At 70.5% G+C, this 13,241-nt stretch carries 11 protein-coding genes and 3 pseudogenes; 9 read left to right on the forward strand and 5 right to left on the reverse strand.

Annotation, left to right across the window (positions count from 1 at the left end):
• The first annotated feature begins 43 nt into the window (after window positions 1–43).
• Window positions 44–1,183, forward strand: coding sequence for an XdhC family protein (locus tag ADK57_RS13770; RefSeq protein WP_053749711.1), 1,140 nt, complete (start codon window positions 44–46; stop codon window positions 1,181–1,183).
• 266 nt (window positions 1,184–1,449) lie between these two features.
• Window positions 1,450–1,821 (forward strand): annotated as a pseudogene (locus tag ADK57_RS13775) (sensor histidine kinase); the annotation flags it as partial.
• Window positions 1,822–2,140: 319 nt separating this feature from the next.
• Here ADK57_RS13775 and ADK57_RS13780 read toward each other — a convergent pair.
• The 3 genes from ADK57_RS13780 to ADK57_RS13790 are packed head-to-tail and all read right to left on the reverse strand — an operon-like array spanning window position 2,141 to window position 4,712.
• Window positions 2,141–2,845 (reverse strand): 3-oxoacid CoA-transferase subunit B, encoded by a 705-nt coding sequence (locus ADK57_RS13780; protein ID WP_053749713.1) that lies wholly within the window; start codon window positions 2,843–2,845, stop codon window positions 2,141–2,143.
• Window positions 2,842–3,513 (reverse strand): 3-oxoacid CoA-transferase subunit A, encoded by a 672-nt coding sequence (locus ADK57_RS13785; RefSeq protein ID WP_053749714.1) that lies wholly within the window; start codon window positions 3,511–3,513, stop codon window positions 2,842–2,844. The genes ADK57_RS13780 and ADK57_RS13785 overlap by 4 nt, the downstream gene beginning before the upstream one ends.
• On the reverse strand, window positions 3,510–4,712 hold the full coding sequence (locus ADK57_RS13790; protein WP_053749715.1) for a thiolase family protein: 1,203 nt from the start codon (window positions 4,710–4,712) through the stop codon (window positions 3,510–3,512). Before ADK57_RS13790 ends, ADK57_RS13785 begins: the two co-directional genes overlap by 4 nt.
• Window positions 4,713–4,795: 83 nt before the next feature.
• On the opposite strand from ADK57_RS13790, the gene ADK57_RS13795 reads away from it, so the two are divergent.
• On the forward strand, window positions 4,796–5,683 hold the full coding sequence (locus tag ADK57_RS13795) for a LysR family transcriptional regulator (protein ID WP_053749716.1): 888 nt from the start codon (window positions 4,796–4,798) through the stop codon (window positions 5,681–5,683).
• Between the two features lie 150 nt (window positions 5,684–5,833).
• Here ADK57_RS13795 and ADK57_RS13800 read toward each other — a convergent pair whose 3' ends face one another.
• Complete coding sequence (locus ADK57_RS13800; RefSeq protein ID WP_324612189.1) at window positions 5,834–6,613, reverse strand: MFS transporter; 780 nt, start codon at window positions 6,611–6,613, stop codon at window positions 5,834–5,836.
• Window positions 6,614–6,726: 113 nt separating this feature from the next.
• Here ADK57_RS13800 and ADK57_RS48965 point away from each other — a divergent pair.
• Both ADK57_RS48965 and ADK57_RS13810 read left to right on the forward strand, forming a co-directional pair.
• Window positions 6,727–6,813: pseudogene (locus ADK57_RS48965) on the forward strand (MBL fold metallo-hydrolase); the annotation flags it as partial.
• A gap of 370 nt (window positions 6,814–7,183) precedes the next feature.
• Window positions 7,184–8,143 carry a hypothetical protein gene (locus tag ADK57_RS13810; protein ID WP_053749719.1) on the forward strand — a complete coding sequence of 320 codons (960 nt, stop codon included), beginning with the start codon at window positions 7,184–7,186 and terminating at the stop codon, window positions 8,141–8,143.
• A 320-nt stretch (window positions 8,144–8,463) separates the two neighbouring features.
• Here the strand turns inward: ADK57_RS13810 and ADK57_RS51100 are convergent, their stop codons facing one another.
• Window positions 8,464–8,676 (reverse strand): winged helix-turn-helix transcriptional regulator, encoded by a 213-nt coding sequence (locus tag ADK57_RS51100; RefSeq protein WP_053749720.1) that lies wholly within the window; start codon window positions 8,674–8,676, stop codon window positions 8,464–8,466.
• A gap of 27 nt (window positions 8,677–8,703) precedes the next feature.
• On the opposite strand from ADK57_RS51100, the pseudogene ADK57_RS51105 reads away from it, so the two are divergent.
• The 4 genes and pseudogenes from ADK57_RS51105 to ADK57_RS13835 all read left to right on the forward strand — a co-directional run.
• Window positions 8,704–9,006: pseudogene (locus ADK57_RS51105) on the forward strand (zinc-binding dehydrogenase); the annotation flags it as partial.
• A gap of 260 nt (window positions 9,007–9,266) precedes the next feature.
• Complete coding sequence (locus tag ADK57_RS13825) at window positions 9,267–9,962, forward strand: NADPH-dependent F420 reductase (RefSeq protein WP_053749722.1); 696 nt, start codon at window positions 9,267–9,269, stop codon at window positions 9,960–9,962.
• A 177-nt stretch (window positions 9,963–10,139) separates the two neighbouring features.
• Entirely contained in the window at window positions 10,140–10,976 is an 837-nt protein-coding gene (locus tag ADK57_RS13830; RefSeq protein WP_234390177.1) for an oxygenase MpaB family protein, read from the forward strand.
• Window positions 10,977–11,000: 24 nt separating this feature from the next.
• Window positions 11,001–13,241, forward strand: a complete 2,241-nt coding sequence (locus ADK57_RS13835; RefSeq protein WP_053749723.1) for a serine/threonine-protein kinase — start codon at window positions 11,001–11,003, stop codon at window positions 13,239–13,241.

The following is a 13,241-nucleotide window of genomic DNA, read 5'->3' on the forward strand; positions in this document are numbered from 1 at the left end:
GGCCCGCCAGATCCCCCGCACGGCGAACCACGGAGAGCGACCCATGCTGAACATCGCGGACCCACTGCACCGCTGGTGCCGTGGGTCACGTCCCTTCGCCCTGGCCACCGTCGTCGACGTCCGCGGCAGCGCACCGCTGCCGACCGGTACCTCGGTCGCGGTGGACGCAGACGGCAAAGCGGTCGGCAGTATCTCCGGCGGCTGCGTCGAGGGCGCGGTGTACGAACTGTGCCGGCAGGTGCTGCAGGACCAAGGTGCTCCCCAGCGCGCCTGGTTCAGCTACTCCGACGACGACGCCTTCGCCGTCGGACTGACCTGCGGCGGCGAACTCGACGTCCTCGTCCAGCACGTCGACCCCACAGCCCAGCCGCACCTCGCCGACGCCCTCGACGAGGTCGTACAGGGCCGACCGGCCGCTGTGGCGCAGGTCGTCGACGGCCCCGACGATCTCCTCGGCTCAACTCTCAGCGTTCGTGGCGATGACCGTGCCGCCTACGGGAGCGTGGACGGCGGGCCGGCGGACCGGGCGGTGGCCGACCGGGCCAGGGCCCTGCTGCGGGCCGGCCGCACCGCTCGCGCCGACCTCGGCGGGGCAGGGGAGGAGTGCCCAGAGCGCCTGTCCGTCCTCGTCCACGTGGCGGCCGCCCGCCCTCGCATGCTGATCTTCGGCGCGGTCGACTTCGCCGCTGCGCTCAGCCAGGTGGGCCGTTTCCTGGGCTACCGGGTCACCGTCTGCGACGCCCGCCCCGTCTTCGCCACGGCCGCACGCTTCCCGCACGCGGAGGAGGTGGTGATCGACTGGCCCCACCGCTACCTGGAACGCACCGAGGTCGACGAGCGCACCGCCGTCTGCGTCCTCACCCACGACGCAAAGTTCGACATTCCCCTGCTGCGCCGGGCGCTCGCCCTGCCCGTCGGCTACGTCGGCGCGATGGGCTCCCGCCGCACACATGACGAACGCCTGCGACTCCTGCGTGAAGCCGGGGCGTCCGGCGAACAGTTGGCCCGGCTGCGCTCCCCGATCGGCCTCGACCTCGGCGCCCGCACGCCTGAGGAGACGGCTCTGTCGATCACCGCGGAGATCGTCGCCCACACCAACCAGGGCACGGGCCGACCCTTGAGCCGGATCACGGGACCGATCCACCGACCACACCAGCCAAGGCAGCCCGCCTTGGCCGGCTGAGCACCGACAGTTGCCCGTACAAGGGATCGGCCTTCGGCGCCGGTGGCCCGAGACGGTGCCCCGGTCCTGTCCTTGCCTGGTCCGGGTCTTGATCCGAGACCGGACCCGATGGATGAACGCCGTCCGAGGCACGTTTGGCTGGCATCCCGGTGGTGGAGGCGGTGTACACCGGTCGGACCAGTTCGCCCTGCCGTTCGACCACCAGGAAGCCGGTGGCGCCCTGCCCGCGGCGGGGCCAGCGTCCGAACTGCCGGGAGCAGGCGCGGCGCGTGCACGTCCGCGTCGGCACGACCGAGGCGGGTCCCGGAACCGGCGGCACGGACCGCCCCGGACGCAGCACCGCTTCACGGTCCCTGCCGGAGGGCCTGCCGATCAGCGTGATCGAGGTGGCGGACGAAGGGCCGGGCCTCGAACCCGTCGACGCCGAGCTCGTCTTCGAGCGCTTCTACCGCGCCGACCCCGCCCGCTCCCGCCGCCACGGCGGAAGCGGCCTTGGCCTCGCCATCGCCGCGACCATCGCCGAGGGCCACGGCGGCCGCCTCGAACTCGACACGGCCCCCGGCAGCGGATGCACCTTCCGCCTGGTCCTGCCCGCAGTCGACGCCGACCAGGAACCCCGCCGATCCCGCCGAACGTGAGGTTCTCTTCCGTCGCTACGCCAAGTTGCTCGCCGGCCTTCGAGAGGCAGGCGAACCGCCGCATCGAGCAAAAGCGCCTGCATACCGGGCTCCGTGGTGGTCGGGCCCGTGAGACGAGCGCAGGCCTCCAAGTTCCCTCTCAGGCGCAGGGGCTCACCGTTGAGGCCTGGACGTTCCCCGATTCCGGTGGCAGAGCACGACGTCAACGTCGACTCGGTGGCAGGGCTTTCAATCGGCCGCAGACGCCCGGTCTGCAGCCGTAGTGTCCAGGGCGGCGGTCGGCACTGCTCGATGCCGTCCCCGCAACGGCCTCAATGCGTCATGAGGAACCGGGCGGCAGAATCCTGGCTCCGTTCGCCGGTGTGAGGGGTACGTCAAGGCGTGCGGCGAGCACGTCGTACGGGATACCGAAGGTTTCGAGGACGGTGGCTCCTTCGGGGCCGACACAGAACGTCGCGAGGTCGGTGTAGACGCGGTCGACGCACCCCAGTCCGGTCAGCGGGTAACTGCATTCCCGCACCAGTTTGGGCGAGCCGTCCTTCGCGAAGAGCGTCATCATGACGAACACCTTCTTGGCGCCGATCGCGAGGTCCATGGCACCCCCGACAGCGGGGATCGCGCCGCGTGCGCCGGTATGCCAGTTGGCCAGGTCACCGGCAGCCGAGACCTGGAACGCGCCGAGCACGCAGATGTCGAGGTGGCCGCCGCGCATCATCGCGAAGGAGTCGGCGTGATGGAAGTAGGCCGCTCCCGGCAGCTCGGTGACCGGGATCTTTCCCGCGTTGGTGAGATCGGGGTCCACCTGACCGGGCGCGGCTGCGGGGCCCATGTTGAGCATGCCGTTCTCGGTGTGCAGCACCACCCCCGATCCCTCGGGGAGGTGGTCGGCGACCAGCGTCGGCTGGCCGATACCCAGGTTGACGTAGGAGCCGTGCGGGATGTCGCGCGCCACCAGGGCGGCCATCTCGTCCTTGCTCAGTGGCCCCCGGTCGAGGTTCTCCACCAGCGAGGTAGACGCGTTCATGCGGGCACCCCCGTCTGCACGACGCGGTCGACGTAGATGCTCGGTGTCACGACGACCTCCGGGTCGATCGCACCGACCTCGACGATCTCGCGGACCTGGGCCACCACTGTGTTCGCGGCGGTGGCCATGACCGGTCCGAAGTTGCGCGCGGTCTTGCGATAGACGAGGTTGCCCATGCGGTCGGCCCTGTGGGCGCCGATCAGCGCCACGTCGCCCTTGATCGGGTACTCCAGGACGTAGGTGCGGCCGCGTATCTCGCGGGTCTCCTTTCCCTCCGCCAGGGGTGTACCGACGCCGGTGGGTGAGAAGAACGCGCCGATGCCCGCACCGGCCGCGCGCATCCGTTCGGCGAGGGTGCCCTGTGGCACCACTTCGAGCTCGATCCGTCCCTCGCGGTAGAGCTGGTCGAAGACCCACGAGTCGGACTGGCGGGGGAAGGAGCACACGATCCTGCGTACCCGCCCCTTGGCCAGGAGCGCGGCCAGTCCGGTGTCGCCGTTGCCGGCGTTGTTCGACACCACGGTCAGTTCGCTCGCGCCCTGCCGGATGAGCGCGTCGATCAACTCGACCGGCATGCCGGCCATGCCGAACCCTCCGACCAGCACGGTCGAGCCGTCCCTGATACCGGCCACGGCCTCATCGGCATCCGCACATACCTGAACAGTCATCGGGCTCCCTCCGCCACGTTCTCCAGGACGACCGCCAGGGCCTGTCCGACACCGATACAGATCGCGGCGACGCCCCACCGCTTCCCCGACGCGCGCAAGCGTGCGGCGAGGGTGCCGAGGATCCGGCCGCCGGAGGCGCCGAGTGGATGGCCGATCGCGATCGCGCCACCCTTGGTGTTGACGATGGCCGGATCGATCTTCCAGGCGTCCACGCAGGCCAGCGACTGAACGGCGAAGGCTTCGTTGAGTTCGACCGCCGACACGTCCGACCAGGAGATCCCCGCCCGTTTCAGCGCCCGCTCGGCTGCCTCGACCGGCGCGAACCCGAACATCTGCGGCTCAAGTGCCGATACTCCGCGGCCCGCTATGCGCGCCAGCGGCGCGAGGCCGATGCGAGAAGAGGCCTCCTCCGACCCGATCAGCACGGCGGACGCACCGTCGTTCAGTGGTGAGGCGTTGCCGGCGGTGATGACGCCGTCGGGGCGGAACGCCGGTTTGAGGCCGGCCAGCTTCTGCGGCGAGGTCGCCGGCCGGATGCCCTCGTCGCGGGAGAGACGGACCTCTCCGTCCAGCACGACGGGAACCACCAGGTCGTCGTAGAAACCCGAGTTCCAGGCATCGTCCGCGAGATGGTGCGAGCGGGCGGCGAACTCGTCCTGCCGTTCGCGGGTGATGGCGAACCGCTCGGCCAGCTGTTCGTTCGCCTCGCCCAGGGAGACGGTCCACTCCTTGGGCATGCGTTCGTTGACCAGCCGCCACCCCAGAGTGGTCGACACGGCGGTCATGTTGCCGACGGGGAAGGCCCGTGACGGCTTGGGCATGACCCACGGCGCACGCGTCATCGACTCCACCCCGCCGGTGAGGACGATGTCGGCGTCCCCGCTCTCGACGGCCCGCGAGCCGATGATCGCCGCGTCGAGGGAGGAGCCGCAGAGCCGGTTGACGGTCGTGGCCGGCACGGACGTCGGCAGCCCTGCCAGCAGGACCGCCATCCGGCCGACGTTCCGGTTGTCCTCGCCCGCGCCGTTGGCGTTGCCCCAGTACACGTCGCCGATGAGCGCGGGGTCGAGCGACGGCGACTTGGCCAGGACTCCTGAGACGGCGACGGCGGCGAGGTCGTCGGGTCGGACCTCGGCGAGCGCTCCACCGAACCGTCCGAAGGGGGTTCTCACTGTGGTGTAAACGAAGCTGGCAACCATGGGGCTCAACGTAGGTTCGCCGATTGATCTCGTCCAATACACAGTTCTGCTTGATTGATCAGTGGCGGATATAAGGTGTGGTCATGGAGCTCCGCCATGTCCGTTACTTCCTCGCTCTCGTCGAGGAGTGCCACTTCGGCCGCGCCGCGCAGCGCCTGCACGTGGCCCAGTCGGCCCTCTCCCAGCAGCTCAAGCAACTGGAGCGACAGCTGGGCACGCCGCTCTTCACCCGGTCCACACGGCGCGTGGAGCTCACCGAGGCCGGCCGCCATCTGGTCACCCATGCGCGATCGATCCTGGCCGAGGTGGAGCGGGCTCAGGAGCAGATGGCACTGCTCGCCACCGGCCGTACCGGACGTGTCTCCATCGGGTTCGTCGGCACCGCCACCTACGACGTCCTGCCACGGATCGCCCGCACGGTACGCGCGCAACTGCCGGGCGTGTCCCTGGAACTGCGCGGTGAGCTGCTCAATCCCGAGCTGGTCGACGGCCTGCTCGGAGGCAGCTATGACCTGGCCCTCCTGCGCACCGACACTCCGGTGGACGCAGCCGTCGAGGTCACGACCCTCCGGTCCGAACGGCTGGTGGCCGTCCTGCCCACCGGCCATCCGCTGGCAGGCCGCCGCGAGATCCCCCTCGCGGCACTCGCCGGCGAGCCGATCGTCGTCCACCCCTCCCGTGACCGTTCCTCCATGCACGGCCGGGTCCTCGCAGCGTGCGCCCGGGCCGGCTTCGAACCCTCCGCCCTGGTCGAGGTCGGCGAGACCGCGACGCTGGTCGTGTTCGTCGCCGCGGGCCACGGCGTCGCCCTGGTCCCGGAGTCGGTGCAGAGCCTCCGCCTCGACGGTGTGACGTACCTGCCGCTCGTCGAGACGGAAACCGTCGACCTGGGGCTGGCGCGTCGAGCGGGCCCGAACTCACCGGCCGCGGAACAGGTCGCAGCGGTCATCGAGGCATGCGTGAGGCGGTGAGCGGCCGATCGAACCTCGACGGCGACGGCGTGGAGAACGACGGCGTGGAGAACAGGGCGGCAGGGCCTCATCCGAGGCCCTGCCCACACGTGGGGTCCTATCGGCGGCGAGGGTGAGGCGGCTGTACGGGCGTCACCCCAGGCGCGTTTCTCACGTCTGCCCCGCGAGGGGACGCGCGGTCCCGCCGACACCCCCGTGACCCGCGGCCGCTGCCGCTTCCGGTGCGCGGGGAACCAGCCCGACCAGCAGGGCGCCGATGACGCCGGGTACGGCGAGTGCGTAGAAGTTCCACTGGAACGCCAGCCCGGCTCCGATGATGAGCCCGAGCAGCGGCGGGGCGAGCATCGAGCCGAGGCGGCCGAACCCCAGCATCCAGCCCATCGCCGTGGCGCCCATGCGTACCGGATAGTGCTTGGAGACATAGGCGAGGACGAACGACTGCGTGCCCATGGCCCCGACGCCACCCAGTGCGACGGCCGCATACAGCACCGTCGTGGGCAGCCGCAGGCTGAGCAGTATGACGGCCACGCTGGACACGAGGTAGGTCGTGGTGATGATCGGTTTGGAGCCGAACCGGTCGGCCGCCAGAGAGATGATGAGCGTGCCGACGACAGCTCCGATGTTGAACACGAGGAGGAAGCCGAGCGAGGAGCCCGCGGAGTGGCCGGCCCGACGCATGATCTCCGGGAGCCACGTGTTGAAGCCGTAGATCATGAACAGGCACAGGCACGTCATCACCAGGAAGCACACCGTCGCCACGACGTAGCTGCGCGACCCCCTTCCCGGCCGGGACAGGTGACTGACATGGAACCGCTGCTCAAATCGCCTGCCGAGCCGCCCTGTTGCCGCACCGTCTCCTGAGCGGAACGCCACCACTATGAGCACGAGCACTAACCCCGACCCGCTCGCCGGTACGGCTGCCCCCCTCACCCGGCAAGCTCGGGCGCAGCGTCTTCATCGCGGCGGTGGCCGCGATCGGCGGATTCCTCTTCGGTTACGACAGCGCCGTCATCAACGGCGCGGTGATCGGTATCCAGCACCACGCCGACGAGCTGGTGATCAAGCTGCCGGAGCAGGGTGTGCTCGTCGCGCAGGATCTCGTCTACCACGACACTCACCTGTTCCTCGGCATCGTGCGGCGGATGACGCGACCTGGCGGAAGGTGACCCCGAAGCTCCTCCGGAAGTGTTCGGTGCCTGAGCGGACTCGCAAGGCGCAGGTGCGGTCCGCCGCGTCGGGCTGCCATCGGACAGGGTGTCGTCGGCGCAGTGGCTCACGCAGCGGGCGAGAGGTTCCTCAGGTGTGGGACGTGATGAACTCGTGGAGAATTGACGAGAGTTGTGAAAGGTGGCAAGAATTCAGCTCGCTTCGCTGCGTCTGAAGTGAGCGAAGTGACGCGAGTGGCCTGGTCGCGCGCGCCTCTGGTCGTTTCCTGTTCGTGCGCCACCTCCCCCTCGCGTTCTGCCACCTCCCACATCTTCACTTCCGTAGAGGTCTATCTTGTCGCGTTCGCAACAATTCAGAAGTCTGTCCGCTCTCGCCGCCACCGCCTTCGTCGCCGCCACCGCTACGGCTCTGCCCCTGCTCGGGGCCGGGACGGCAAGCGCCACAACGTCGGGCGCGTGCGAGTCCGCCACGGTGCAGTACCGCATCGTCGGTGCCGACGGGAACATCGTCGGCGCGGACTGGACCTCCCAGGGCGGGCTCTACCTCTGGAAGACCGCTCCCGGAACCGTCGAGGTCCGGCTCGCTCCCGGTCAGACGGTCGGGGACGGCTGCAAGTACCCCGTCTCCCTCGCCGAATACACCACCGAAGGGCCCGACTGGAACACCTCGGGCCGCCAGACGCTGGTCGACAAGGCCACCGTCTACCTCACCGCCGCGGACGTCGCCGGTGCGGAAGACGCCAAGCGGACCTGGCAGAAGCTGAACGTGAAGACGCCCGACTGCTACGGCCAGATCGACCTGTACGGCGATGACGTCACCTACGACGGCGGGACAGGCGAAGGGCACGGCCCCGCTCCCTACAAGCCCGACAACGTCGTCACCCCCTACCACCTCATAGCGGCGTGGAACGGAGGCGACAAACCGTGCACCCCCAACACGCCGGAAGAGCCCACCCCGACCCCGTCGCAGCCGACCCCGAGTTCTCCAGCCACTCCCGCCACTCCCACCACTCCCGCCACTCCCACCACCCCCGCCGGCGACCAGCCGCCCGCGGAGACGACGACCCCACCGACCACCCCCGGCACTGCCACGACGCCTCCCACGACCCCGGACGTGCCTCCGCTGGCGTCGACGCCGCCCACCACGCCGAAGCCGACGCCCAGTGAGAGCACCCCGCCGCTGGCGGAGACCGGCTCCAGTGCCCCGGTCGGTCTGATCGCAGGCGGTGCCGCCCTGGTGGTCGCCGTCGGAGCCGGGGCGATGTTCGCGGCCGGCCGCGCACGCCGCTCATGACGAGGGCCCAGCAGGGCGCTTTCGTTCTCTAGCACGGCCTGACGGCTTCGCTCCGGCACTCGCCACGAGCGGAGCCGTCTTCGCCGGCAGGGGTCCCGCCCCACGACCGGTCGCCTCTCGGCCACGATCCTCACCCGCCTCCGGCACACTGCCGGCACACCGCGCCGGCCGCCGCTGCCACCGGCGCCGTCTTCCTTCGAGGATGCTGCTGGCCGTCGCCTCGGCATTGACGGCTCCGGTCATGGCCGATCGTCGAAGGGGGCGGGCGTGCTCCATGCGGGGTGTGACCGGGGATTGAGTACCGTTTCCGGGTCGGGACGTCAGTCGTCGCGCGCAGCTGTGTCGTAGCTTTCGCGTGCCACGCTGATTGCATCGAGATGCTCCTCGCCCCAGGCCTCAAGGGCCGCCACGATCGGGAGCAGACTGTGGCCGAGCGGGGTCAGCTCGTAGTCGACCCGCAGGGGTACGGTCGGTGTCACGGTGCGCGCCACCAATCCGTCCTGTTCCAGGCCGCGCAGTGTCTGGGTGAGCATTTTCTGGCTCACCACGGGGATGCGCCGGGCCTGTACGACGTCGTCATGGACGCGGCCGTCGTGGGAGAGCAGACCCTGGAGTGGGTGCGTGACGGGGGCGCGTATGCGGGAGTGACGCCCCAGGCACAGCCGGAACCGGTGCGGGGGATCCGGACGGCTGCGGTGATGGTCACTGCGGACGGCGCGCGGCTCAAGGAACTGGTGGCTCTGGTCGACGCGGGTGCACTCACCACCGGGGTTGCCGAGACGTACTCTTTGGAAGAGGCGGCGAAGGCGCACGCCCGACCCCCGGAGGGCGGGATACGGGGGCGGCTCGTGCTGCTGCCCTGAGCCGTCGGCCGGCGCGAGCCCTCGCCAGGCGCCACCGGTGCATTCCCACGGCCGATGTGCGGCCGCGCTTCTGGGGAGCAGGAACGGGAAGCAGACCATATCCGCCACCCCGTCGGCTCCTCGTGCGGCGGTTACCGAGCAACTTCAGACGCGTTCATGCTGGCGCATTGGCGCATTGGCGCATTGGCGCATTGGCGCACTCAATGGTGAGCCGGGCCCCACTACCTCTGCTCAGCTCCGTCCCGAAGGGATCGATCCTCATGCGTTACGCCGTCCTCGGCACCGGCATCGTCGGCCGGACCATCGCCGCCAAGCTCACCTCGCTGGGTCACGAGGTCGTCATCGGCACGCGCTCCCCGCAGGTCACCCTGGCCCGCACCGAACCGGACGCCATGGGCAACCCGCCGTTTGCCTCCTGGCACACGGACCATCCCGATGTCGTGGTGAAGTCCTTCGCAGAGGCCGCCGCCTTCGGTGAGACGGTCGTGAACACCACCGCCGGCGCTGCCACCGGCGACGTCCTTCATGCGGCAGGCAGCGCCAACCTGGCGGGCAAGGTGCTGATCGACATCGCCAACCCGATGGACGTCTCTGCCGGCATGCCGCCCACGCTGAACCCGGTGAACACCGACAGCCTCGGGGAGCAGATCCAGCGCTCCTTCCCTGACGCCCGGGTCGTCAAGACCCTCAACACCATGAACTGCCGCGTAATGGTCGAGCCCGGCCGCGTTGCCGGGGCGCACAACGTCTTCGTCTCCGGCGAGGACGACGGTGCCAAGAAGCAGGTCACCGAACTGCTGGTCTCCTTCGGCTGGCCCGAGGGCGACGTCATCGACCTCGGCGGCATCGAGACCGCCCGGGGTGCCGAGATGCTGCTGGTGCTCTGGGTACGCCTGTACGGAGCCCTGGGCCACGCCGACTTCAATTTCCATGTCCAGGGCGCGAACGCAACCTAGGGTTTGGAGGGTTTGTCTCCCCGGCCGGCATGCGACCTCAGGTCGTCCGTTGCCGGATGTGTGATGTACGTAGGCGGCCGGTTCGAGGTGTGCCATGGTGGTCGCCGACGCCTCCGGAGGTGACCCGTGAGCAGAGCCGATCCCGGGCTGTTCGGCCCCTCCTCGGTGACCTGGCAGATGCACGGCGACCCGATGATGTGGGTCGCCGGCGTCCGTGCCCTCTACCTCCAAGCCCTGCACCCACGTGCGGTCCGGGGAGTCATGCAGAACTCCGACTTTCGGAACGACGCCTGGGGCCGGCTGTTCCGCACCGCCAACTTCGTCGGCACCACGACGTACGGCACCACCCAGGCCGCCGAGAAGGCCGGCGCCCGCGTGCGGAAGATCCACAGCAGGCTGGGGGCGACCGACCCCGACACCGGCGAACGCTACGGCGTCGACGAACCCCAGCTGCTGCTGTGGGTGCACTGCGCCGAGATCGACTCGTATCTGCACGTCGCGCGACGCTCCGGGTTTCCCCTCACCGACGCGCAGGCCGACCGCTACCTGGGCGAACACCGGGTCAGCGCCCGCCTGGTGGGCCTCGACCCGGACGCCGTACCGGCGAACCAGGCCGAGATGAACGCCTACTTCGAGAAGATGCGGCCCGAACTCGCCGCCGGAGAAGAGGCACGCGCGGTGGACGACTTCCTCCTCCGCCCTCCGACGCATCCTCTTCTCATCCCGGCGCGCGAGGTGCTGTGGCGGCGTGTGGCACATCTGGCGTACGCCGCCCTGCCGCCGTACGCCCACGAGTTGTACGGCAGACCGGCCCCGGAACCCTCCACCGTCACCCGCCAGTTGCGTGCCACGGGCACCCTGCTGCGCTGCATCCCCGCACGTGTGCGCTGGCAACTCCCGCCCAAACACATCCTGCGTGCCATGGCCCGGCTCGGCCCGGGCTCCCGCCCGGCACCGTACAAACTCGGACGACAGCTCGCCATACTGGACAAGCCAGGGGAGGGCGGGACGTAGTAACGACGGGGGCGGTCGCAGGAGATGGGGGACAGCAGGCTCATTCAGGGCCGGTACCGGTTGCTCGATCTGATCGGGCGCGGCGGCATGGGGGAGGTGTGGCGGGCGCGGGACGAGTCACTGGGCCGGCACGTCGCCGTGAAGTGCCTCAAGCCGCTCGGCGCGGGCCACGACCAGGCCTTCACCCGGGTCCTGAGAGAGCGGTTCCGGCGCGAGGCCCGGGTGGCAGCCGCCCTCCAGCACCGTGGAGTCACCGTCGTCCACGACTTCGGCGAGTACGACGGCGTCCTCTACCTGGTCATGGAACTCCTGGAGGGCCGCAACCTCAGCCAGCTCCTCGAGGACAACAAGCAGCACCCGCTGCCCGTCGCCGACATCGTGGAGATCGCCGACCAGGTGGCCGCAGCCCTCGCGTACACGCACCGGCAGGGCATCGTGCACCGCGACCTGAAACCCGCCAACATCGTCCGCCTCACCGACGGCACGGTGAAGATCTGCGACTTCGGCATCGCCCGCCTCGGCGCCGACATCGGCTTCACCTCCCGGCTGACCGGCACCGGCATCGCCATGGGCACCCCGCACTACATGTCGCCGGAGCAGATCGGCGGCACCGAGGTCGACCAGCGCAGCGACCTGTACTCGCTGGGCTGCGTGCTGTACGAGATCGCCACCGGGGCGCCGCCGTTCGATCTCGACGACGCCTGGGCGATCCTCGTCGGCCACCGCGACACGCCGCCCCGTCCGCCGCGCAGCCACCGCTCCGAGCTGCCTGCCTACCTGGACAGAGTCATCCTCGACCTGCTGGCCAAGCAGCCCGAGCAACGCCCCCACGACGCCCGAGAGGTGGGCCGCCGGATCAACGCCGGCCGGTCCACACCGACGTACGTGCCGACCGTCGTCACCCCGCAGCCGGACCTCCGCCCGCCCGAGCCCGCACGGCCCCGCGAGCTGCGCCTGCCGTCCTGGACCCGCGGCATGACGACCGGCCACAAGGCCACCGGCGCCGGCCTGGGCACCGCACCCCCGGACGCCGGAGCGGGCCTGACCGGTGAGTGGATCCCACGAGCCCTCACGGGCCGGACCGAGGAACCCGTGCCGGACGCGCCGCCCACCCCTTCCGCGGAGGCGGTCGCAGCGCTCTCCGGACGGCACAACGCCGGGCTCAGCCTGGGGCGGCTGGGCCGCTGGGCCGAGGCCGGTGAGGTGCACCGCGCGGTCTCCGCCGAACGCGAGCACCTCCTCGGCCCCGACCACCCCGACACCCTCGCCAGCCGCTACGAGGTCGCCTTCACCCTCAGCCGCACCGGCCGCGCCGCCGACGCCCTGCGCGAGTACAAACACGTCACCCGCGCCAGAAGCATCGCCCTCGGCCCGGACCACCCCGACACCCTCGCCGCCCGCCAGGAAATGGCCTATGTGCTGGGCCAGCTGGGCCGTCACTTCGACGCCCACCAGGTCTACAACTCCGTCCTCGCCGCCCGCGAGCGCGCCATGGGCGCCGACCACCCCGACACCCTGCGCTGCCGCCACAACCTCGCCTTCAACCTCAGCAGGCTCGGCCGTCTGGAGGACTCGTACCGCATGGCCTGCGAGGTGGCGGCCGCGCGCGCCCGGGTCCTGGGCCCGCATCACCCCGACACCCTGGTCACCCGCTACGAAGTCGCCTACGCACTCGGCCAGTTGGGCCGCTGGCCGGAGGCCTTGCAGACCTACCGTGAGGTCGCCGAGGCCCGCGCCCAGGCCCTCGGCCCCGACCACGCCGACACCCTCGCCGCCCGCTACGAGATCGGCATCAGCCTCGGCCGGCTCGGCCGCAGCACCGAGGCCCTCCAGCTCTACCGCGACCTGATCGACGACCGCACCCGCGTCCACGGCCCCGCCCACCCCGAGACCCTCCGCGCCGGCCACGGCCTCGGCGTCAACCTCGGCCGCCTCGGCCACTGGGAGGAGGCCCTCGCCGAGGCCCGCGACGTGTGCGCCATCCGCGAGCGCGTCCTCGGCCCCGACCACCCGGACACCCTGGTGAGCCGCCGCGAGGTCGCCGTCGGCCTCGGCTGGCTGGGCCGCTGGGCGGACGCGCTGACCGAATACCGCCGCGTCGCCGCCGCCCGCGAACGCGTCCTGGGCGCCGACCACCCCGACACCCTCGCCAGCCGCAACGACGAAGCCCACTGCCTGGAACAGCTCGGGCGGGGCGCGGAGGCCGTCGAGCTGTACCGGAGAGTGGCGGTGCTGCGCCAGCAGCGGACGACGGGCGGTCACTGA

Origin of the sequence: Streptomyces sp. MMG1533 (genome assembly GCF_001279775.1) — a bacterium.
GTDB lineage: Bacteria > Actinomycetota > Actinomycetes > Streptomycetales > Streptomycetaceae > Streptomyces.